Genomic DNA, 20,877 nt, shown 5'->3' with positions numbered 1-20,877 from the left:
TCGAGTGGCGTCGGGGAATGTGCGAATGCGTTTGTCCAAGGTTGATCTGAATCTCTTCGTAGTCTTTGAAGCCGTCTACAGAACACGAAATCTGACGCGCGCCGCGGAGATGCTGTTCATCACGCAGCCGGCCGTCAGCAATGCGTTGGCACGGATGCGCAAGGCATTCGACGATCAGCTTTTTGTCAGTACATCGGCCGGCATGATGCCGACCCCCGTTTCGGAAAACATGATCGGCCAGGTTCGTGAGGCGTTGCAGTTGCTCGATTCGAGCACTCACGTGGGAGGACGCTTCGATCCGGCCTCGTCTGAGCGTACGTTCCGGCTCAGCATGACCGACCTCACGGAAGCACTTCTTCTGCCCGCGCTGGAAGAAGTGCTGCAGCAACTGGCGCCCGGCATCCGCATCGAAAGCTACTTTACGACACGCCGCGAGGTCCCGGAAGCGCTCGCCAGCGGGGCCGTCAATCTCGCGATCGACGCGCCGTTGATCGACGACCCTTACCTCGAGCAGGAGCCGCTAGGCCGCGACCGTTATGCCTGCATGCTGCGCCACGATCATCCGTTCACCAGAAAGAAGCTGACGATCGACGACTACCTCAAGTTCGGCCATATCCATGTATCGAGCCGCCCGCAGGGATCGGGTCTCGTCGACGCCGAGCTGACCAGGCTGGGCCTCAGGCGATCGATTCAGACGCGCGTTCAACATTATCTGGTCGCCCCTTTGATTGCGATGCGAACCGATCTCGTGCTCACGGCCCCCCTCGTGCTCCTGCAGCGGTATGACGCGCGAATTCTTGCGCTGCCGTTCGATCTTCCGGATCTTCAATCTCATTGCTATTGGCATCGAAGCGTGACCGGAGACCCGGCGCATCGTTGGCTGCGCGAGCAGATTGGCCGTCTCATGCGGGAAATGAACCAGTAGGCAGAGTCGCCGCGGGCGTAGGGCATTACACACGAGGTGTCACAAAAAATTATAGCGGACTATCACAACAATAAATTTCCTGAATGCCGCCGCGCTGAGTATTCTGCTAGCCATGTTAAAGAGAGGACGGCATGGCAGAACTCTATCTCGTGCGGCATGGCCAGGCGTCTTTCGGCGCCGAAAACTATGACGAGCTATCTTCTTCCGGTCGTATTCAATCGCGTTGGCTCGGCGAGTACTTCGCGCAGGCGAACGTGCAGTTCGATCGCGTTGTCATGGGCACGATGCAGCGGCATCGGCAAACCGCCGATGGAATTCTGGCGGCGATGGGTGGCCAGCAAGTCGAAATCGTCCAGGACGCGGGTCTGAACGAATACGATTTCGCGGCCCTGTTCGCCGCCCTCGGTGAGGAAGGCTCGCCAACGGGTTTGCCCGCGGGCCTGTCGGCCACAGGTTCAAAAAAAGACTTCTACAAAGGGCTCAGGCAGGTGCTGCAGCTTTGGGCCGATGACCGCTTGCCGGGCCGCGTGCCAGAGACCTGGCATCAATTCCAGACACGTGTCCAGCGTGCGCGTATCGACGTCCAGCGAGCTGGCGGCAGCCGTGTTCTGGTGGTGAGTTCAGGTGGTCCGATCGCGGTCACTGCCCAACAGGTTCTGCAGGCACCCGCGGCAACCGCGATTGCGCTGAACCTGCAGATTCGGAACAGCAGCATTTGCCAATACGTCTTTAACCACGACGCGATGTCGCTGGTCAGCTTCAATTCCGTGCCGCATCTCGAACATGCCGAGAGGCGTGAATTTGTCACCTACGGCTGATCTTCGCCAGGTTTCCCGCAAGCCATGAATACTCATTCCCAATTCGATATTGAAGATCTCACACGTTATCTGACGGCGCACGTGCCCGGGTTTCAAGGACCCTTGTCTGTCGAGAAATTTCCCGACGGACAATCCAATCCGACGTTTCTTCTGAACGCACAAAGCGGCCGCTATGTGCTGAGACGTCAACCGCCCGGCGCGCTGCTCAAGTCCGCCCATGCCGTCGACCGTGAGTTTCGCGTGCTGTCGGCGCTCGGCCGGACACCGGTCCCTGTCGCCCGCGCGTATCACCTTTGCGAGGACCGCGACGTCATCGGCAGCCTGTTTTACGTGATGAGCTACGAGGACGGGCGCATCTTCTGGAATCCGGCGCTGCCGGAAGTGCCGGCAGAGGAACGTGGCGCCATCTACGAGGCGCTGATCGGCACGATGGCGGCGCTCCACGATGTGGATATCGACGAAGCCGGTCTGTCGGACTACGGCCGCCCAGGCAACTACTTCGCGCGTCAAATCGACGTTTGGACCAAGCAGTATCGCGCCGCGCAGACCGACGCGCTGGAAGCGATGGAATCGCTGATCGAATGGCTGCCTGCGCATTGCCCGGCGGAAACCGGCAAGCCTTCGCTCGTGCACGGCGATTTTCGTATCGACAATCTCATCTTCATGCACGGTGCGCCGCAGGTTCGCGCCGTTCTCGACTGGGAGCTGTCCACGCTCGGCAATCCACTCGCTGACATTGCGTACTTCTGCATGTGTTTGCGGCTTCCGCCCGGCGGTCATATCGCCGGACTCGCGGGGCTGGATCGGCGCGCGTTGGGCGTGCCGGACGAGCCGTCGATTGTCGAACGGTATTGCGAGCTTCGCGGTCTTTCATCGATTGAGAACTGGAACTTCTACCTGGCGTTCTGCTTTTTCCGGCTCGCCGCTATCGCACAGGGCGTGAAGAAGCGGGCCTTGGGCGGTAACGCGTCGAGCGAAAAAGCGCGGCAGGTGGGAGAGATGGCAGGGGCGCTTGCGAGAATGGGTACCGACCTGGTTTGAGGGCACGCGGGAAACCGGAACATAGATAGCTATAGGAATGCTGATCGTGACTACTAATCTGTTTGACCTGAACGGAAAGATTGCACTGGTAACGGGCGCAAGCCGCGGTATCGGCGAGGAGATCGCGAAGCTGCTCGCCGAACAGGGCGCGCATGTGATCGTGTCGAGCCGCAAGCTGGAGGATTGTGAATCCGTTGCGCGCGAGATCGGCGAAGCGGGCGGGAGTGCCGAAGCGTATCCGTGTCATGTCGGGCGCGTTGAGGATATTCTCGCGATCTTCCAGCATATCCGTGCGCGGCATGGCCGTCTGGACATTCTCGTCAACAACGCGGCGACCAATCCGTATTTTGGCCATATTCTCGATACCGATCTGGCGTCCTTCGAGAAGACGGTGGAAGTGAACCTGCGTGGCTACTTCTTCATGTCGGTGGAGGCGGGCAAGCTGATGCGCGAGCATGGCGGCGGTGCGATCGTCAATACGGCCTCGGTTAATGCCTTGCAGCCTGGCGACATGCAGGGCATTTACTCGATCACCAAAGCCGCGGTTGTCAACATGACGCGGGCATTCGCGAAGGAGTGCGGACCGCTGGGAATTCGCGTGAATGCACTGCTGCCCGGATTGACCAAAACCCGCTTTGCCGGCGCGCTGTTCTCGGATCAGGCTACCTACGAACAGTGGCTGTCGCGGATCCCGCTGCGGCGCCATGCCGAACCGCGCGAGATGGCGGGTACCGTGCTTTACCTGGTGTCCGATGCGGCGAGCTATACCAACGGAGAGTGTGTCGTCGTCGACGGTGGACTGACGATCTAGTCAAGCGGTCGACGCATGGTAATGGTCAATGCGTCGGCGAGATCAATCACGATTCTGGAAGAGTAAAAATGGACTTTGCCTACAGCCCGAAAGTCGACGCGCTGCGCACTCAGGTGCGCGCCTTCATGGACACTCATATCGTTCCGCGTATCCGGCAATGGCACGACGAAGTGAGTGCGGGTCAATATCCGGTTTCCTTTATGGAGGATCTGAAGGAGCGCGCGCGTGAAGAGGGGCTCTGGAACCTGTTCCTGCCACATCTGCGCGAAGATGAACCCGGTACCCGCCTGACCAACCTCGAGTACGCGCCGCTCGCTGAAATCATGGGGCGGGTGTCGTGGGCGTCCGAGGTATTCAACTGCAATGCGCCGGACACGGGGAATATGGAATTGCTCCATATGTTTGCCACGCCCGCGCAGCGCGAGCAGTGGCTCGAACCGCTTCTTAACGGCAAGATCCGCTCCGCGTTTGCGATGACGGAGCCGGCGGTAGCCTCCTCGGACGCGACCAATATCACGACGTCGATTCGTCGCGACGGTGACGACTACGTTATCGACGGCCGGAAGTGGTTTATCACGAACGCCGCGCACCCTAACTGCAAGCTCTTCATTGTGATGGGGAAAACGGATCCGGACGCGGCGAGTCATAGTCAGCAGAGCATGATTCTTGTTCCTCGCGACACACCGGGCGTCAAGGTGATCCGCAATATCACGGTGGTCAATCACACGGCGCCGGAAGGGCACTGCGAGATCGAGTTCAAAGGCGTGCGCGTGCCCCGGTCGAATCTTCTCGGCGAAGAAGGCAGCGGCTTCGCGCTTGCGCAGGCGCGTCTCGGACCGGGACGGATTCACCACTGCATGCGTTCGATCGGCGCCGCGGAGCTGGCGCTCGAGTTGATGGTGGAGCGCGCCCAGACGCGCACGGCATTCGGAAAGACGCTGTTTGAGCATGGGACGGTTGCCGAATGGATCGCGAAGTCGCGGATCGAAATCGATCAGGCGCGGCTCTTCGTTCTCAAAGCCGCTTGGATGATCGACAACGTGGGGGCGAAGGAAGCGCGCAAGGAGATCTCGATGATCAAGGCGCTCGTGCCGGGGGTTCACACCGCCGTTTGCGAGCGGGCGATGCAGGTGTTTGGCGCGATGGGGCTGAGCCCCGACACGCCACTGGCCGATAGCTGGACGTGGGGCCGTGCGTTAAAGCTCGCGGATGGTCCGGACGAGGTTCACCTGCAGAGCATTGCACGGATGGAACTCAAGGCGCAGCGCCATGAACCGGGCCGAGGGAATCCGTATCTGACGGCGCCGGTGTAACGTTTTAGCAGCGGTTTCACAGCTGTAAATCCCCCATCCTGCAGGGCCGCGTTTCGTCAGACGATTCGCGGTCTTTTCGTTTCTCCCCCTCGTGTTCGCGGCACTCATCCATTCAGGGGATACTTCCCATGTCCCGACACTTGCATGATTGTCCCAACGCGTTTATCGCAGCAGGCCGAAAAAAACCAGACAACATTCGCCTGCCATCGATGCTTGCCACCCAATTTGGGACTGAAGGCGATATAGATGCAGGACAAAGAGATCGTCTAACGGGACCAGTTCCGGATGACCTACGCCACTCTGCGCGAACGTATCGCGCGCCTCGCCAGCGGCCTGAGCGAACCTGGCGTGCAGCACGGCAGCACCGTCGCGGCATTGGATTGGGATAGCCACCGAGCTGCGCGTTGCCGCAAGAGCTTGCCAAAGGGCGCTAGAGCGGGGCATCGACGTGTTATGGGCATTAGTCAGGGCCTGAATGGCGCCGAAGTCATCGGCAACCCGCAGACTACAAAGCGTTTTTTTCTCTGAAGGAATGAACGTCGGGATCGCCGGCGTTGTCGGCTGGACCAGCGGGGCACATGAGGCGCAGAGCCTGGTTGGCCGTACCCGAGCCGTGTCATTTGCTGAAAGTACTGTATGAATGTACAGTATTGGACGTATTCGGGCGATCAGCGAATGCACGCGCTTCCGAGGTCCCTGCGCGGTCGACTCATCCACGCTTTTCGAGGGCGTCGGCGCGCGCGCACTATTGAACGGAGATTCATTCCCATGCCGGCGTTATCCCGTCAGGAGCGACATGCCTGAACAACTCTGGTTGCCCGGTCTCGAGGCGCCGCCAACGCCCACAGACGGGCTCTTTTTCGCGATCTTCCCCGATGCCGGTACGGCAACCGGCATTGCGAAGCTCGCGCAGCAACTGTGTGGCGAAACGCGCTCGAAGAGCAAGCCGCTCGCGGCGGGCCGCTTGCACGTTACGCTGGTCCATCTCGGGAATTTCGCCGGCGGATTGCCGCAGGCGCGTGTCGATGCGGCGATGCGCGCGGCCGCGTCGATCCGGATGAAACCCTTCACGGTCGAGTTCGACAAGGTGGTGAGCTTCGCGGTGAAACCGAGGCCGGGGCCGTTGGTGTTGGGCGGAGACGACGGCCTCGTCGGGCTTCATGCTTTGCACGACGCGCTCGGACTGGCCTTGCAGGACGCAGGCTTTGGCGATCGCGCGGTGTCGCCCGGCACGCCGTTCACCCCGCACGTTACCCTCGCTTACGGCATGCCTCCATTGCCCACGCGTCCTGTCGAGTCTGTTTGCTGGAACGTGCGCGAATTTGCGCTGGTGCACAGCTTGCTCGGGCGTACGCGGCATATCGCATTGGCCCGATGGCCCCTGGTCGGTGCGGAATAGCGGCTCATTGATGCCATGCGTCCCTCAAATACGCCGGATCTGAAAACCAGGGGGATTCGTCGGTCAGAGAGCCGGTACCGTCGCGCGCTCCCTGATAGAATGCTCGGGCCGCAACGTAGTGGACCGCAGATGAAATTGCTTGATGCGTTAGTCGAACAACGTATTGCCGCCGCAGCCGCACGCGGCGAGTTCGATGATTTGCCGGGCGCGGGCGCGCCGCTGCCTCTGGAGGACGATGCACTAGTCCCGGAAGAAGTGCGCGTCGCCAACCGGATTTTGAAGAACGCGGGTTTCGTGCCGCCGGCTGTCGAGCAGCTGCGTGCCTTGCGCGACCTGCAAGCGGAGCTGAATGCCGTGAGCGACCGGGCTACCCGCTGCCGCCTCCAGGCGCGCATGCTGGCGCTGGATATGGCACTTGAATCGCTGCGCGGTGGCCCGCTGGTCTTGCCGCGCGAATACTGCCGGCGGATTGCCGAACGGCTCTCCGAGCGCGTCGGCAACCTCAACATGGCCGATACGGGTTCGCAGTGAGCGAGACGCCTGTCTCGGACCGGGATCGCCATTTCATGACGCTCGCCCAGGCCGCCGCCGAAGAAGCGCGCGCAGCCGGCGAAGTACCGGTCGGCGCGGTGCTTGTGCGCGGTGACGAAGTCATCGCCACAGGGTTCAACCATCCAATCGGTGCTCACGACCCCTCGGCGCACGCGGAAATGGTCGCATTGCGCGCCGCCGCCCAAGCTGTCGAAAATTACCGTTTGCCGGGCTGCGAACTCTATGTGACGCTGGAGCCGTGCCTGATGTGCGCCGGTGCGATCATGCACGCGCGTATCGCACGCGTCGTGTTCGGGGCGCGGGATCCGAAAACTGGAGCGTGCGGCAGTGTCGTCGATGCATTCGCGAATCCGCAGTTAAATCACCACACCGCGGTGACCGGTGGCGTGCTCGAAACCGAATGCGGCGCCGCGCTCAAATCGTTCTTCGCCGAACGGCGGCGCGCAAGCCGTGAAGCCCGAGCGGCGGCACGGGGCGAACATGCGGCAGCAGACGGCGAAGCGCCGTCCGGGAGCATTGCGGCACACGGTGAACCGGGGGCGGCCGAGCCGCTCTAAAACAACAACATCCTGCAGGTCTCGCCAATGACCGTCCATCGCACCATTGAACTGATCGCGCCGTCCGGATATCCGCACGATTCCGAGGTGCTGCATCGCGCGTTGCATCGCTTGCATGCGCAGGGGCATCGCGTTGAAGGTGAAGAGGCGACAAGGCGGCGCTACTTGCGATTCGGCGGTACCGACGGCGAGCGCGCCGCCGATCTGAACCGGCTGGCCGACCCCTCGCGGGCATTGCCCGACATCGTGCTAGCCGTACGCGGTGGCTATGGCGCGGTACGCATCCTGCACGGGCTCGACTACGAAGGGCTGCAGCGGCGGTTGACCGATCAGCCGATCGCGCTGGTAGGTCATAGCGATTTCACCGCGGTGCAGCTTGCTTTGCTGGCTCGCGCCGGCGTGAAGACTTTCGGCGGCCCCATGCTGTTGAGCGACTTTGGCGCCCCAGAGTTGAGCGAATTCACCATGCAGCACTTCTGGTCCGCGCTGACCGGCCCGACCATGACGGTAACGAGCAATGTGCCGCAAGCCCAGGCCACCGACGTCACGGGCATGCTGTGGGGCGGCAATCTGGCGGTGCTCACATCGCTGATCGGTACGCCGTATATGCCGCCGGTACAAGGCGGCATTCTGTTTGTAGAAGACGTCAACGAGCAACCTTTCCGGCTCGAACGAATGCTTTATCAGTTGCACCTGTCGGGCATTCTCGCGCAGCAGCAGGCACTCGTACTCGGCGACTTCTCCGGCAGCAAACAATACGATTACGACAATGGCTATGACCTGCACACGATGATCGAACAGGTAAGGGCAGTGATCGGGATTCCGGTGATCACCGGTCTGCAGTTCGGCCATATTTCCAACATGCTGACGCTGCCGGTCGGCGCGGACGCCCACCTTGTTGCCAACGCGCACGGCTTCAAACTGACCGCATCCGGTTATCCGACCCTCGCGTGACATAGCCTGAAGCGAGGCGGCGGGCGTCTGCCCGCTTTCTTTTTCGGCTGTAAATGCAACTAACGGTCTATCTGTGCACACGTTAACCGACAGAGCCGATCAATGGAGGTCTCTCACTTTGTTGACAAAAATCGTCGTCAGTGGACGGGCGTCGGATAGTTTAATTAAACTTGTAGCGAAACGTAGCAGGTCTTGTGGGGCGGCCGCGCTGACTTACAGCACCGCCGAGTCATCCGGATTGTCGAAATTAATCGCAAAAATTGTTGACAATTTTTATGTCCATTCTAAGATAACCAACATACCGAGACGAACATCATGTCCGACACAGACTCAACTGTTGCCAATAGTTCGAAACCCGAAGCGATCGCCGAGCGTATTCGTGCCGCGATCCTCGAGCATCGGCTGGCACCTGGCGCCAAGTTGACAGAAGCTCAGTTATGCGAAGTATTTGGTGTGAAGCGCGGTCCGATCCGGCAGGCGCTCGCACAACTGGCGACCGATCACCTCGTCGACCTCGAACCGAATCGGGGTGCGTTCGTTGCGAGTCCGTCGCTGCAGGAGGTGCACGAGGTGTTCGAAATGCGCCGGATCATCGAGCTGGCTGTGGTTGAAAAGATTTGCGGCGGTCATGGTATGCGCCGTTTGAAGAGCATCGGCAACATGATTGGCCGTGAACGCAAAGCGTTCGAAACACGTGATTTTCCGGCGTGGATCCGTCTGTCGGGCGAGTTTCATACCGAGCTTGCCGGACTCACGGGCAACACCGTGCTGTGCGACTGCCTGAATGGCCTGGTGGCGCGCTCCACGCTGATTTCCGCACTATATGAGTCGCTCGGACGCAGTCCTTGCTCGTTCGAAGACCACGAAGCGATTCTCGCCGCGCTCGACGCCGGCAATGCCAAAGAGGCGGCGGCGCTGATGTCGCGCCATTTGCAAAGCGTCGAGTTGAAGATGCTGGAGCGCCCCGTACGCGGCGCAGCCGATCTGCACGAAGTGTTCGGTGCACTTAACGGCGCACCGAAGGAAGCACTCAAGGCCAAGTCCGCGCCACGCTGAGGCATGCGGCCGGTGCGCGCTCGTTGCTGGTGCGCGCCGCACTGAAGTGAACTGAACCGAATCAGGCGTTGCAAGGCGGCTCGACGTGAGCGCTGCCGGCTTGCGCACGCGTGGCCGCCACGGGATGGCGGTCTTCGAGTAGTAACGCATCGCCGGGAATCCGCGGCTACAGGCGGTGCGATAACCACAAGTACGTCACGTACGGAGACACCCGCGGCACCGTCGACGTGTCGGCTCGAACTTCTTCTATCACCTGACGGGAAGAAGAGGGCGGCTGGTATGGCCGGTGCAACGTCCTTCGATTTGCTATCGACGGTCCCTATCCCAGGAGGAATCATGGCTCAGTTCAGTGCAGCGCCCGGCAGTCCCGCAATCCCCACCTACGCAGACGCGCCCAGCGATCCGCTGATACCCGCAGGCTACAGCGAGAGGCTATACAACGAAGATCTGGCGCCGCTGCGCCATCAAACCTGGGGCGCTTATAACATCTTCGCGTTCTGGATGTCGGATGTGCACAGTGTCGGCGGCTATGTGTTCGCCGGCAGTCTGTTCGCGCTTGGACTGACGAGCTGGCAGGTACTGATCGCGCTGCTGGTCGGCATTACGATCGTCAATCTGCTGTGCAACCTGATCGCCAAACCGAGTCAGGCGAACGGCGTGCCTTATCCGGTTGCCTGCCGTGCCACGTTCGGCGTACTCGGCGCGAATATCCCCGCCGTGATTCGCGGTCTGATCGCAGTCGCATGGTATGGAATCCAGACTTATCTGGCTTCGAGCGCGCTCGTAATCGTGGTGCTGAAGTTCGTCCCGCAACTGTTGCCCTACGCGGACGTGCATCACCATGGTTTCATGGGACTTTCCACGTTGGGCTGGGCTGGCTTCATGTTGCTGTGGATCTTGCAGGCGCTGGTGTTCTGGCACGGCATGGAGACCATCAAGAAGTTTATCGACTTCGCCGGGCCCGCAGTCTACGTGGTGATGTTCGTTCTCGCCGGCTACATGGTGTATCGCGCAGGATGGCGAAATATCGGCATCAACCTCGGTGGCGTCAAGTATCACGGTATGGCCGTTGTGCCGGTGATGATCACGGCGATCTCGCTGGTGGTGTCGTACTTCTCCGGCCCCATGCTGAATTTCGGCGACTTTTCGCGCTACGGCAAGAGCTTTCGCAGTGTAAAGCGCGGCAACTTCTGGGGGCTGCCGGTCAATTTTCTCGCCTTCTCGCTGGTGACGGTGGTGACGACCGCAGCCACGCTGCCGGTATTCGGTCAACTGATCACGGACCCGGTCGAAACGGTGGGCCGTATCGACTATCCGACCGCGGTGATTCTCGGTGCATTGACCTTCACGATTGCGACCATTGGCATCAACATCGTCGCTAACTTCGTGTCGCCGGCCTTCGACTTTTCTAACGTCGCGCCGCGCCTGATCAGCTGGCGTGCGGGAGGGATGCTCGCCGCAGTGGCGTCGATCTTCATTACGCCATGGAATCTGTTCAACAATCCGGCCGTGATTCACTACACGCTCGACGTGCTCGGCAGTTTCATCGGACCTTTGTATGGTGTCCTCATCGTCGATTACTTCCTCGTGAAGCGTCAAAAGATCGTGCTCGACGACCTTTACTCGGTTTCGCCAGATGGCTCGTACTGGTACCGCAACGGTGTCAACTATCGTGCCGTGGTTGCCTTGTTGCCCGCGGCGCTCATCGCGGTGATGTGCGTGATGGTGCCGACGCTCGACGGGATGGCCAATTTCTCGTGGTTCATCGGGGCGGCATTGGGTGCCGTGTTCTACCGCGTGCTTGCTCGTTGAGCCGGTCCTGCAACAGGAGTCGATATGCGCATCAAACTGATCAATCCGAATACGACGCAACGCATGACTGAAGCGATGGGCCGCTGCGCTCGGGAAGTCGCCGCGCCCGGCACCGAGGTGATTGCGGTCAATCCGACAATGGGACCGCCGTCGATTGAAGGCTATTACGACGAAGCGCTCGCGACGCCCGGGTTGCTGGCCGAGGTGATTGCCGGCGAGCGCGAGGGCTGCGATGGGTACGTGATCGCCTGCTTCGGCGACCCCGGGTTATACGCGGCCCGCGAGTTGGCGCGCGGGCCGGTGATCGGCATCGCCGAAGCGGCGATGCACGCCGCGAGCATGCTGGCGCCGGGGTTTTCGGTGGTGACCACACTGGCACGCACCTGCGGGATGGCGTGGCATCTCGCCGAGCGCTACGGCATGAAACGCTTCTGCCGCAACGTACGCGCCACCGATGTCGCCGTGCTGGACCTGGACAAACCGGGTTCGGCGGCGCGCCGCATCATCCTCGACGAATGCCGGCGCGCGCTGGAGGAGGACGGGTCGGACGCGATCGTGCTCGGCTGCGCCGGCATGGCCGAATTGTGCGCGGAGATCGAGGATGCCCTGGGGGCGCCGGTGATCGAAGGCGTGACGGCGGCGCTCAAATGGACGGAAGCGCTGGTCGCGCTGCGGCTGTCGACAGCCAAGCGGGGCGACTATGCCCGGCCGCTCGCCAAGCGTTATGGCGGCGCGCTGGAAGCTTTCAGTCCGTCCGATGTGGACCCAAATCCCGAGCCGCGCCGCGGTTCAGGCGCAAGCGTCGCGGAAAGCGCGAATTCGGCGGGTTTACTGCGGGTAAACACCACGGAAAGCCCCGCGGAGGCGGCTTTACACATACATCCAGTCTGACTCGCACTATCTGCCCGGGTGTATGGGCGCACCCGGGCGTTTTCGCTACACTGGTCCCACTCGGCGCTGGTACCCCGATGCTATTTTGCTGCTGCTTCTGGTGCGGCTATTCAGGGTTGTTTCCGCCGGCGCCGTCGTCAGTAACATGCAAATGCGCGCAAGCATTCGCAAACGCTTGCTGAACGCACGCAAACCTTACGTGCCTGTCACGTGAGTTCCCGGCGAATTTTACGTACCGTCATCACGCTTTCGTTAAACCATGCCACTCGACTCGAACTATCCACGCGATCTGATCGGCTACGGCCGCCACCCGGTGCAGGCGAACTGGCCGGGTCGAGCGCGTGTCGCGGTGCAATTTGTCCTGAACTACGAAGAGGGCGGTGAAAACTGCGTGCTGCACGGCGACCCGGGCTCGGAGCAGTTTCTGTCGGAAATCGTTGGCGCGGCGTCTTATCCGGCGCGTCACATGAGCATGGAGTCGATCTACGAATACGGTTCGCGCGCGGGCGTGTGGCGCATTCTGCGCGAATTTGAAAAGCGCGGCCTGCCGCTCACGGTGTTCGGCGTCGGCATGGCGATCGAACGGCATCCTGAACTCGCGCGTGCCTTCGTGGAACTCGGTCACGAAATTGCTTGCCACGGCTATCGCTGGATTCACTATCAGGATGTGTCGCCGGAGAAAGAAGCGGAGCACATGCGCCTCGGCATGGAAGCGATCGAACGCATCACCGGCGAGCGCGCGCTCGGCTGGTACACCGGCCGCGACAGTCCCAACACGCATCGTCTGGTCGCCGAATACGGCGGCTTCCTGTACGACTCGGATTACTACGGCGACGATCTGCCGTTCTGGATGGACGTCGAAGTGACGGGCGGTGCAAAGAGCCCGCAACTGATCGTGCCGTACACGCTCGACACCAACGATATGCGCTTTGCAAGCCCGCAGGGCTTCAACACCGCGGACCATTTCTTCACGTACCTGCGCGACGCATTCGACGTGCTCTACGAAGAAGGCGACGAAGCACCGAAGATGATGTCGATCGGCATGCACTGCCGCCTGCTCGGCCGCCCGGGGCGCTTCCGCGCACTGCAACGTTTTCTCGACCATATCGAACAGCACGATCGCGTGTGGGTGACGCGTCGCGTCGATATCGCGCGGCACTGGCGCGAACATCACCCTTACCAACAAAACAACCGCGGGGCAGCGGCATGAAGGCGATGCAATACACACTGGACCAACTCAACAGCACCTCGACCGACGCGTTTGTCGCAGCGCTGTCGGGCATTTTCGAGCACTCGCCGTGGGTCGCGGAAATCGCCGCGCAACAACGGCCGTTTGCCAGCATCGACGAGCTGCATAGCAAGATGTCGAACATCGTCGAGACGGCCGGTGAAGAGAAGCAACTGGCCTTGATCAACGCCCACCCGGAGTTGGCCGGCAAGGCCGCGGTGCGCGGCGAGTTGACGGCCGAATCCACGCGTGAGCAGAGCGGTGCGGGCCTCGCCCAATGCACGCAGGAAGAATTCGACAAGCTGCTGGCGTTGAACAGCGCCTACCGCGAGAAGTTCGGCTTTCCGTTCATTCTCGCGGTGCGCGGCTACGACCGGCACGGCATCATCGCCAACTTCGAGGCGCGCGTGAACAACAGCCGCGCGGATGAATTGCGCGCGAGCCTCGATCAGATCTACCGTATTGCACGTTTCCGGCTCGACGACCTGATCGACGCGTAAGGTTTAGGCACGCGTCGCGGGCTTCGCGCCGAAACGTTTTTTTCAGCACCAACAAACATTAAGGAAGACAAAGATGGCACTCCCGATTCTCGACCCCAACGCACCGGAATTCACGCGCCGCTATGTGAATCTGGCGGACCCGCGTCTGGGCGCGCAGGCCCTCGAGGCTAGCGACGATTTCTTCGCACCGAAGGAACGTATGCTGAATCCGGAGCCGGCCGTCTTCATTCCGGGCAAGTACGACGACAACGGCAAGTGGATGGACGGCTGGGAAACGCGCCGCAAGCGCGCCAACGGTTACGACTGGTGCGTGGTCAAGCTCGCCCGCCCCGGCGTGATCAAGGGTCTCGACCTTGACACCAGCCACTTCACGGGCAACTTCCCGCCGGCGGCTTCGGTTGAGGCGGCGCGAGTCGTGGACGGCGTGCCGAACCAGTCGACGCAATGGACCGAAATCGTCCCGTCGACCACGCTGCAAGGCAACAGCCATCACTATCACGAAGTCAGCGACACGAACGCTTACACGCACCTGCGCGTGAACATTTACCCGGACGGCGGCATTGCGCGTCTGCGAGTGTATGGCCAACCGCAAGTCGACTGGGCGGGCGCAAGCCGCACGGAGCAGTTCGATCTCGCAGCGATGGAAAACGGCGCGTATCTGGTCGCGGCGAATAACCAGCACTTCGGCGCTGCATCGACGATTCTGATGCCGGGCCGTGGCGTGAACATGGGCGACGGCTGGGAAACGCGCCGTCGCCGCGAGCCGGGAAACGACTGGGCGATCGTCGCACTGGCACAACCGGGCGTGATCAAAAAGATCGAAGTCGATACGGCTCACTTCAAGGGCAACTTTCCGGACCGTTGCTCGATCCAGGCTGCGTATGTGACCGGCGGCACGGATAGCTCGCTGATTACGCAAGCCATGTTCTGGCCGGTGCTGCTGGGCGAACAGAAGCTGAAGATGGACAACCAGCACTATTTCGAAAGCGAAATCGCCGCATTGGGTCCGGTTACGCACGTGCGCTTCAACATCATTCCGGACGGCGGCGTCTCGCGTCTTCGTCTGTGGGGCACGCTCGCATCATGAAAACACTGGCTATCGAACCCTTGACGAAGGAAGCGTTTGCCGCGTTCGGCGACGTGATCGAACTCGAAGGCGCGAAGCAGATTCCGATCAACCTCGGCACCACGATCCGCTTTCACGATCTCGCGAAGGTAGACGTGACCGACGAGAACGGTCGCACGCTGGTGAACCTGTTTCGCGGGCAGCCGCGCACGTTGCCGTTCGAGGTGAAGATGCTCGAACGTCATCCGCTGGGCAGCCAGGCCTTCGTGCCGTTGAACGACAAGCCGTATCTGGTGGTTGTGGCGCCGGCGGGCGAACTGGATCCGAAGCAGATTCGAGCGTTCGTGACTAGCGGCTGGCAAGGCGTGAACTACGCGAAAGGTGTCTGGCACCATCCGCTGATCGCGTTGGGCGACGTGAGCGACTTTATCGTCGTCGATCGTGGTGGCGACGGACTCAATCTAAACGAGCAGGATCTGGCTGAATCGCTTTGGCTCACTGAAGATGCGTTGAGCGCGGTGAGCGTTTGAGGTCGTTGCTTTAGCGCAGCAGGTGATTGTAAAAAAGCCCACAGTGCATGCTGTGGGCTTTTTTCATTTGTGGAAGGCGAGGGTGAGTCCAGGTGATCCCTCACCTCCGCTTGCCTAAGAGCGGTGAGTGCCCCATCACTTCGCGCGCACGTTCCGCAGGCTCCGTGCGGTTCGTTGCGCGCCGCTTCAATGAGTTCGTGACCGACGGCGACCGCCGAATTGCGCAACGCTTCGACCATCCGCGCGTATTGCAGAGGCGTGATCGCCATGCGGGTGTTGAAAAAGTGTTCGAGCGTTTTCTCGGCCGCCCACGTTTTCGACACCATAGGCTGGCAGTTCATTGCCATCGCTGACAAGCAACGCCAACCGCCTGGCCAAAAAAAAGCGGGCTTCCCGCTTCCGCGAAAAACCCGCTTCATACGGCTCTGCCAGACCGGGCAACGCGCCCGGCCAGGCTCATTACTTCGCCGCACCGCCTTCGAACCACGCGGCGATTTTCATCCGTTCGTCGTCGGTCATGTGCGTGACGTTGCCGAGCGGCATCGCCTTCAAGGTCACTGCCTGCTGATAGATCCGCTGTGCGTTCTGCGAGATTTCGTCCGGTGTATCCAGCAGCACGCCGGCCGGGGCGCTGCCCATCATCGTCGGATGAGCGGAGTGGCATGCCACGCAGCGCTGTTGCAGCACCGGCGCGATATCGGCCACCTTGACCGTCGGTGCATTCGCAGCCTGCGCTTGCGGCACGACCGGCTTCGGCATCGTCCAGAAGAGGGCGCCGAACATCAGCACGATACCGACCAGCGGCAGATACCACAGCACCTGACCACGGTGACGCATCACGAAGAATTGGCGAATCAGCGCACCGGCCAGCATGATCAGCAGCAGCACGATCCAGTTGTACTGATTCGTGTACGTCATCGCATAGTGGTTCGACAGCATCGCGAACACCACCGGCAGCGTGAAATACGTGTTGTGCACCGAGCGTTGCTTGCCGCGCTTGCCGTAGATCGGGTTCGGCGTTTCGCCCTTGAGCATCGCGGCCACCATCTTGCGCTGACCCGGGATGATCACGAAGAACACGTTCGCCGACATGATCGTTGCCAGCATCGCGCCCATGATCAGGTAGGCCGCGCGGCCCGCGAAGATATGGCACGCCAGGTACGCTGCGATCAGCACGTAGATACCGACGCAGATGCCGAGCACCTTGTCCTTGTTGCCGAGGAGACGGCACAGCGAGTCGTAGACGATCCAGCCGGCGGCGAGGAAGCCGAGCGCGGACGCGACGGCCACGACAGGACCCATATCCAGCACGTTCTTGTCGATCAGGTAAGTGCTCGGCGAGAACAGATACAGCACCGTGAAGAGGCTCGCACCCGACAGCCACGTGGTATACGACGGCCACTTCGACCAGTGCAGGTCGTCCGGCATTTCCGGCGGTGCAACGGTGTACTTCTGCATGTTGTAGAAGCCACCGCCATGCACGTGCCACAACTCGCCGAACACGCCGCGCTTGCGCTGGTTCGGGTCCGTAGGCGGTTTCAGGCTGTTGTCGAGCGCGACGAAATAGAACGATTCGCCGATCCATGCAATGGCGGCGATGACGTGAAACCAGCGCAAGGCCAGATTCAGCCAGTCAGTGATAAAGCCTTCCATGAAACTCCTCCACTTCTGATTCGTTGTACGCGCAGCGATTTAGAGCGCTTTCGGGGCCCGCAAACGGGCCGCCGGCATGCATGACATCGCTGCACAAACTGCGGGGTGAAAGACGCGGTGCGCTCAGTTCGCACAGCGCCGTTTTTTATTGGAACTTCGGGTCGAGTCGCTCGCGTTCGATTGCGCTTCGCGGGTGTCTTCAAGGATCCGCACAGTGCAATCGGGGGCGCTCGGCAATACAGCGCGACTTCAACCTCGTCCTCCTCCAACGCCTGTCGATAAACGCTTCGTGCGCTCAGTTGCGCGCTTAGCTGCCGCGATAGGTGCTGTACGACCACGGCGACACCAGTAGCGGCACGTGATAGTGCGCACCGGCGTCGGCCACGCCGAAACGCAGTACGACGCGGTCGACGAAACGCGGCTCCGGCACCTTCGTGCCGATCGAGGCAAAGTAATCGCCAGCGCCGAACACGAGTTCGTATTCGCCCGCGACCAGTGCGTCGCCTTCGAGCAGCGGCTGGTCGCAGCGACCGTCGTCATTGGTGGTGGTGGTTTTGAGCGCGCGGCGGGTGTCGCCGGAGAGCGCAAAGAGTTCGACCTTGATGCCCGCGCCGGGACGGCCGTTCGCGGTGTCGAGCACGTGGGTAGTGAGCTTTCCCATTCGCAATTTTCCTTATGTGAATGCGAGGTTTCGGCGGCGGCCCGATCCAGAATACGTTGCGGCGGATCGAGGCTCCACGTCAGTGGCTACATACCCGTCGGCGAATTGAAGCGAGCGCCGTGGCAGCCATTGTAAAAAGGATGTTCATGTCAGCGCGCGCGAGATAGGAAAGATAATAGCTGGCGCATGACAGACAGCCTGCTGAAAGCCGCATCGGGTCGATTGGTTCGACTATTGCCGTGCAATTCGATCGTACCGGCACCAAAAAAGGCCCACTATATCGGCAGCGTGAAGTTGGGTATCGCACCGGCGCGAGTTGTCAGCATTATTTTGGCCATCGAAGGTTACACCTGTGCGCCGCAACAAACCTGAGTGAAGCGCGGCACACCCCGAAGACGGCGGAATGACGCTGGGTAACCGGGCCAACGGCGTTCGACGGGACGCGGCGGCACGGTTGGCGTGCCGTCACATCGCGTTCGAACGACTTTGCACGGAAGCAATGAAGCGGAGAAACGAATGACGATGGAACAGGCGGCGATGCAGCCAAACAAGCCTAAGAAAACGATGCTGGTGAAGCACGCGGACGTGCTGGTCACAATGGACGGCGCCCGGCGCGAACTGCGCGACGGCGGCCTCTATATCGAGGACAACCGGATCGTCGCGGTCGGACCGACGGCTGAATTGCCGCAAACGGCCGACGAAGTGCTGGATATGCGCGGCCAGCTGGTGATTCCAGGGCTGGTGAACACGCACCACCACATGTACCAGAGCCTGACGCGCGCGATCCCCGCGGCGCAGAACGCCGAATTGTTCGGCTGGCTCACCAATCTCTACAAGGTGTGGGCGAACCTCACACCGGAGATGATCGAAGTCTCGACCCTGACGGCGATGGCCGAGCTGTTGCTGTCCGGTTGCACGACGTCGAGCGACCATTTGTATATCTACCCGAACGGCAGCCGCCTCGACGACAGCATCGCCGCGGCGCAGCGCATCGGCATGCGTTTTCACGCCGCGCGCGGCAGCATGAGCGTGGGGCAGAAGGACGGCGGCTTGCCGCCGGACTCGGTGGTCGAGCGTGAAGCGGACATCCTGAAGGACACGCAGCGTCTGATCGAGACCTACAACGACGAAGGCCGTTACGCGATGCTGCGCATGGTGGTGGCGCCGTGCTCGCCGTTCTCGGTGAGCCGCGATCTGATGCGCGAATCGGCGGTGATGGCGCGGCATTACGGCGTGTCGCTGCACACGCACCTGGCGGAGAACGTCAACGATATAGCGTACAGCCGCGAGAAGTTCGGCATGACGCCGGCCGAGTATGCGGAAGACCTCGGCTGGGTCGGTCACGATGTGTGGCATGCGCACTGTGTGCAACTCGACGACGCGGGCATCGAACTGTTTGCCCGCACGGGCACGGGCGTCGCGCATTGTCCGTGCTCGAACATGCGGCTCGCGTCGGGGATTGCGCCGGTCAAGCGCATGCGTCTCGCCGGTGTGCCGGTGGGCCTCGGCGTCGATGGATCGGCGTCGAACGACGGCGCGCAGATGGTCGCGGAAGTGCGCCAGGCGCTGCTGTTGCAGCGAGTCGGCTTCGGGCCTGATGCGATGACCGCGCGTGAAGCGCTGGAGATTGCGACGCTAGGCGGCGCGAAGGTGCTCAATCGCGACGACATCGGCGCATTGGCGCCCGGCATGGCGGCGGATTTCGTGTCCTTCGATCTGCGTCAGCCGCTGTTTGCCGGCGCGTTGCACGACCCGGTCGCGGCGCTGGTGTTCTGCGCGCCGTCGCAGGTGAGCTATAGCGTGATCGGCGGCAAGGTGGTGGTGAAAGACGGTCAGTTGGCGACGCTGGAACTCGGGCCGGTCATCGAGCAGCACAACCGGCTGGCGAAGACGCTTTACGAAGCGGCGGCGTAATCGTAGAGGAAGGGCACGTCTGCCGGCATCCGCAAACACGGGATGCCGGCAGACCGCAACGCAACGATCAGGGCTTGTCGATCAAGGTCTTGGTCGCTTCGGCGACCAGACTGCGCAACCAGCGCACTTCGTCGGAGTAGTGCACGCGCTCGTGCCACAGCTGGTAGTACTGCATCGGCGGGAAATCGAGCGGTGCGGGTACCACGGTCAGCGGCAGGAATTTGGCGTAGTAGTCGGCAAACAGGCGCGTGGTGGTGAAGATCAGGTCTGACTTGATCAGCACATAAGGCGCCAGATTGAAGTACGGCAACGTGACGACCACGTGACGCTTTAACCGTTCGCGCGCGAGATGCACGTCGATCGCGCCGCGTTGGCCCACCGAGTAAGGAGTAGGCGCAAGATGCGGCGCATTCAGGTACTGGTCGAGCGTCAGCCCGCCACGTTTGGCGAACGGATGCGCGTTGCTCATCAGGCAGACGATCTGATCGACGAACAGGTTCGACAGGTGCAATTGCTCCGGCGGCTCAGGCCAGTTGCCGACCACGATGTCGAGCTTGCCGTCTTCGAGCGCGAGTTCGTAGTCGAACGCCGGCCCGAGCGAGTGGAATTCAAGCGTCGCGTTCGGCGCGGCCTGACGAAAGCGCTCGACCACCGTCGGCACGAACAGCACGTTCAGGTAGTCCGGGCAGCCGATCCGGTAGCAACGGATCGAGGTCGCCGGGTCGAAGTTGTGCTGCTGGAATTTGATGCGTTCGATTTCGCGCAGCGCGTTCTGCACCGGTTCGAGCAGGCGCAGGCCGTACTCGGTCGGCACCATGCCGGATTTGCCGCGCACCAGCAGCGGGTCGCCGGTGATGTCGCGCAAACGGCGCAGCGCCGCGCTGATGGCGGGTTGCGATTGATTCAGTTTGACGGCGGCGCGCGTAACGCTGCGCTCCATCAAGAGGGTGTGCAAGACGCGTAATAAATACGTATCGATCGCCTCGCGTTGCTGACTCATGACTTCTCCGAAATATATGTTCTGGCTGATCGTGCGGGCGTGGGGTTATATCGCTTTTAATATGAACACAAATCCACGTCAAGAGTGGGATACCCGCAGAGCACGCTGCGGCGGGGCTTTGCGGGGAATTTTGACGGCTCGACTGGGCGGGTCGATTTAGGTATTGTCATCCGGTTGTGGTGACGGATCGCTCGCT

22 protein-coding genes are annotated in these 20,877 nt (G+C 61.3%); 19 read left to right on the top strand and 3 right to left on the bottom strand.

From position 1 onward, the window contains the following. Window positions 1-25: 25 nt before the first annotated feature. The 17 genes from AC57B6_RS17090 to AC57B6_RS17010 all read left to right on the top strand — a co-directional run bounded on the left by AC57B6_RS17090 (window position 26) and on the right by AC57B6_RS17010 (window position 15,453). Window positions 26-925 (top strand): LysR family transcriptional regulator, encoded by a 900-nt coding sequence (locus AC57B6_RS17090; RefSeq protein WP_030103005.1) that lies wholly within the window; start codon window positions 26-28, stop codon window positions 923-925. Window positions 926-1,056: 131 nt separating this feature from the next. Next, window positions 1,057-1,743, top strand: coding sequence for a histidine phosphatase family protein (locus tag AC57B6_RS17085; protein ID WP_030103006.1), 687 nt, complete (start codon window positions 1,057-1,059; stop codon window positions 1,741-1,743). A gap of 24 nt (window positions 1,744-1,767) precedes the next feature. Continuing rightward, window positions 1,768-2,784, top strand: a complete 1,017-nt coding sequence (locus AC57B6_RS17080; RefSeq protein WP_496421762.1) for a phosphotransferase — start codon at window positions 1,768-1,770, stop codon at window positions 2,782-2,784. A 46-nt stretch (window positions 2,785-2,830) separates the two neighbouring features. After that, window positions 2,831-3,595: an SDR family oxidoreductase gene (locus AC57B6_RS17075; protein WP_496421761.1), complete on the top strand. Its 765-nt coding sequence runs from the start codon at window positions 2,831-2,833 to the stop codon at window positions 3,593-3,595. A 68-nt stretch (window positions 3,596-3,663) separates the two neighbouring features. Next, complete coding sequence (locus AC57B6_RS17070; RefSeq protein WP_474632344.1) at window positions 3,664-4,908, top strand: acyl-CoA dehydrogenase family protein; 1,245 nt, start codon at window positions 3,664-3,666, stop codon at window positions 4,906-4,908. A 285-nt stretch (window positions 4,909-5,193) separates the two neighbouring features. Beyond that, a complete protein-coding gene (locus AC57B6_RS17065) occupies window positions 5,194-5,436 on the top strand; it encodes a hypothetical protein (protein ID WP_496421760.1) in 243 nt (80 codons plus the stop codon). 268 nt (window positions 5,437-5,704) lie between these two features. Next, window positions 5,705-6,307: a 2'-5' RNA ligase family protein gene (locus tag AC57B6_RS17060; protein WP_281664866.1), complete on the top strand. Its 603-nt coding sequence runs from the start codon at window positions 5,705-5,707 to the stop codon at window positions 6,305-6,307. Window positions 6,308-6,436: 129 nt separating this feature from the next. Beyond that, on the top strand, window positions 6,437-6,838 hold the full coding sequence (locus tag AC57B6_RS17055) for a DnaJ family domain-containing protein (RefSeq protein ID WP_046568955.1): 402 nt from the start codon (window positions 6,437-6,439) through the stop codon (window positions 6,836-6,838). Beyond that, complete coding sequence (tadA, locus tag AC57B6_RS17050) at window positions 6,835-7,416, top strand: tRNA adenosine(34) deaminase TadA (protein WP_081923113.1); 582 nt, start codon at window positions 6,835-6,837, stop codon at window positions 7,414-7,416. The genes AC57B6_RS17055 and tadA overlap by 4 nt, the downstream gene beginning before the upstream one ends. A gap of 27 nt (window positions 7,417-7,443) precedes the next feature. Then, window positions 7,444-8,370, top strand: a complete 927-nt coding sequence (gene ldcA, locus AC57B6_RS17045) for a muramoyltetrapeptide carboxypeptidase (protein ID WP_144194754.1) — start codon at window positions 7,444-7,446, stop codon at window positions 8,368-8,370. 315 nt (window positions 8,371-8,685) lie between these two features. Continuing rightward, complete coding sequence (locus AC57B6_RS17040; protein WP_496421759.1) at window positions 8,686-9,426, top strand: GntR family transcriptional regulator; 741 nt, start codon at window positions 8,686-8,688, stop codon at window positions 9,424-9,426. 336 nt (window positions 9,427-9,762) lie between these two features. After that, window positions 9,763-11,238 (top strand): NCS1 family nucleobase:cation symporter-1, encoded by a 1,476-nt coding sequence (locus tag AC57B6_RS17035; protein WP_106351859.1) that lies wholly within the window; start codon window positions 9,763-9,765, stop codon window positions 11,236-11,238. Between the two features lie 24 nt (window positions 11,239-11,262). Then, window positions 11,263-12,129, top strand: coding sequence for an aspartate/glutamate racemase family protein (locus AC57B6_RS17030; RefSeq protein WP_496421758.1), 867 nt, complete (start codon window positions 11,263-11,265; stop codon window positions 12,127-12,129). A 259-nt stretch (window positions 12,130-12,388) separates the two neighbouring features. Next, on the top strand, window positions 12,389-13,339 hold the full coding sequence (puuE, locus tag AC57B6_RS17025) for an allantoinase PuuE (protein ID WP_028199293.1): 951 nt from the start codon (window positions 12,389-12,391) through the stop codon (window positions 13,337-13,339). Next, window positions 13,336-13,857: a 2-oxo-4-hydroxy-4-carboxy-5-ureidoimidazoline decarboxylase gene (gene uraD / locus AC57B6_RS17020; RefSeq protein WP_028199292.1), complete on the top strand. Its 522-nt coding sequence runs from the start codon at window positions 13,336-13,338 to the stop codon at window positions 13,855-13,857. The genes puuE and uraD overlap by 4 nt, the downstream gene beginning before the upstream one ends. A gap of 73 nt (window positions 13,858-13,930) precedes the next feature. Next, entirely contained in the window at window positions 13,931-14,944 is a 1,014-nt protein-coding gene (gene alc, locus AC57B6_RS17015; protein WP_030103019.1) for an allantoicase, read from the top strand. Next, window positions 14,941-15,453: an ureidoglycolate lyase gene (locus AC57B6_RS17010; RefSeq protein WP_028199290.1), complete on the top strand. Its 513-nt coding sequence runs from the start codon at window positions 14,941-14,943 to the stop codon at window positions 15,451-15,453. The genes alc and AC57B6_RS17010 overlap by 4 nt, the downstream gene beginning before the upstream one ends. A gap of 459 nt (window positions 15,454-15,912) precedes the next feature. Here the strand turns inward: AC57B6_RS17010 and AC57B6_RS17005 are convergent, their stop codons facing one another. Both AC57B6_RS17005 and uraH read right to left on the bottom strand, forming a co-directional pair. Further along, window positions 15,913-17,106 carry a urate hydroxylase PuuD gene (locus AC57B6_RS17005; RefSeq protein ID WP_028199288.1) on the bottom strand — a complete coding sequence of 398 codons (1,194 nt, stop codon included), beginning with the start codon at window positions 17,104-17,106 and terminating at the stop codon, window positions 15,913-15,915. A gap of 307 nt (window positions 17,107-17,413) precedes the next feature. After that, window positions 17,414-17,767, bottom strand: coding sequence for a hydroxyisourate hydrolase (gene uraH, locus AC57B6_RS17000; RefSeq protein ID WP_012433320.1), 354 nt, complete (start codon window positions 17,765-17,767; stop codon window positions 17,414-17,416). Between the two features lie 186 nt (window positions 17,768-17,953). Here uraH and AC57B6_RS16995 point away from each other — a divergent pair, with 186 nt between their 5' ends. Together AC57B6_RS16995 and AC57B6_RS16990 are read left to right on the top strand one after the other, a co-directional pair. After that, complete coding sequence (locus AC57B6_RS16995) at window positions 17,954-18,139, top strand: hypothetical protein (protein ID WP_144194752.1); 186 nt, start codon at window positions 17,954-17,956, stop codon at window positions 18,137-18,139. 144 nt (window positions 18,140-18,283) lie between these two features. After that, entirely contained in the window at window positions 18,284-19,681 is a 1,398-nt protein-coding gene (locus tag AC57B6_RS16990; protein WP_030103023.1) for an 8-oxoguanine deaminase, read from the top strand. Window positions 19,682-19,748: 67 nt separating this feature from the next. Here the strand turns inward: AC57B6_RS16990 and AC57B6_RS16985 are convergent, their stop codons facing one another. Beyond that, window positions 19,749-20,681, bottom strand: a complete 933-nt coding sequence (locus tag AC57B6_RS16985) for a LysR substrate-binding domain-containing protein (RefSeq protein WP_012433318.1) — start codon at window positions 20,679-20,681, stop codon at window positions 19,749-19,751. Window positions 20,682-20,877 lie beyond the last annotated feature (196 nt).

The sequence above is a fragment of the Paraburkholderia sp. BGA-UO-ETr-F12 genome, from assembly GCF_059567945.1.
Note: the sequence above shows the minus strand (reverse complement) of the source record. Positions and strands in the feature narration are given on the sequence as shown.

Bases quoted from the DNA above. Each gene is read 5' to 3' on its own strand.
- AC57B6_RS17090 (WP_030103005.1), top strand. From the start codon at position 26: ATGCGTTTGTCCAAGGTTGATCTGAATCTCTTCGTAGTCTTTGAAGCC.
- AC57B6_RS17085 (WP_030103006.1), top strand. From the start codon at position 1,057: ATGGCAGAACTCTATCTCGTGCGGCATGGCCAGGCGTCTTTCGGCGCC.
- AC57B6_RS17080 (WP_496421762.1), top strand. From the start codon at position 1,768: ATGAATACTCATTCCCAATTCGATATTGAAGATCTCACACGTTATCTG.
- AC57B6_RS17070 (WP_474632344.1), top strand. From the start codon at position 3,664: ATGGACTTTGCCTACAGCCCGAAAGTCGACGCGCTGCGCACTCAGGTG.
- AC57B6_RS17065 (WP_496421760.1), top strand. From the start codon at position 5,194: ATGACCTACGCCACTCTGCGCGAACGTATCGCGCGCCTCGCCAGCGGC.
- AC57B6_RS17060 (WP_281664866.1), top strand. From the start codon at position 5,705: ATGCCTGAACAACTCTGGTTGCCCGGTCTCGAGGCGCCGCCAACGCCC.
- AC57B6_RS17055 (WP_046568955.1), top strand. From the start codon at position 6,437: ATGAAATTGCTTGATGCGTTAGTCGAACAACGTATTGCCGCCGCAGCC.
- ldcA (WP_144194754.1), top strand. From the start codon at position 7,444: ATGACCGTCCATCGCACCATTGAACTGATCGCGCCGTCCGGATATCCG.
- AC57B6_RS17040 (WP_496421759.1), top strand. From the start codon at position 8,686: ATGTCCGACACAGACTCAACTGTTGCCAATAGTTCGAAACCCGAAGCG.
- AC57B6_RS17035 (WP_106351859.1), top strand. From the start codon at position 9,763: ATGGCTCAGTTCAGTGCAGCGCCCGGCAGTCCCGCAATCCCCACCTAC.
- AC57B6_RS17030 (WP_496421758.1), top strand. From the start codon at position 11,263: ATGCGCATCAAACTGATCAATCCGAATACGACGCAACGCATGACTGAA.
- puuE (WP_028199293.1), top strand. From the start codon at position 12,389: ATGCCACTCGACTCGAACTATCCACGCGATCTGATCGGCTACGGCCGC.
- uraD (WP_028199292.1), top strand. From the start codon at position 13,336: ATGAAGGCGATGCAATACACACTGGACCAACTCAACAGCACCTCGACC.
- alc (WP_030103019.1), top strand. From the start codon at position 13,931: ATGGCACTCCCGATTCTCGACCCCAACGCACCGGAATTCACGCGCCGC.
- AC57B6_RS17010 (WP_028199290.1), top strand. From the start codon at position 14,941: ATGAAAACACTGGCTATCGAACCCTTGACGAAGGAAGCGTTTGCCGCG.
- AC57B6_RS17005 (WP_028199288.1), bottom strand. From the start codon at position 17,106: ATGGAAGGCTTTATCACTGACTGGCTGAATCTGGCCTTGCGCTGGTTT.
- uraH (WP_012433320.1), bottom strand. From the start codon at position 17,767: ATGGGAAAGCTCACTACCCACGTGCTCGACACCGCGAACGGCCGTCCC.
- AC57B6_RS16995 (WP_144194752.1), top strand. From the start codon at position 17,954: ATGACAGACAGCCTGCTGAAAGCCGCATCGGGTCGATTGGTTCGACTA.
- AC57B6_RS16990 (WP_030103023.1), top strand. From the start codon at position 18,284: ATGACGATGGAACAGGCGGCGATGCAGCCAAACAAGCCTAAGAAAACG.
- AC57B6_RS16985 (WP_012433318.1), bottom strand. From the start codon at position 20,681: ATGAGTCAGCAACGCGAGGCGATCGATACGTATTTATTACGCGTCTTG.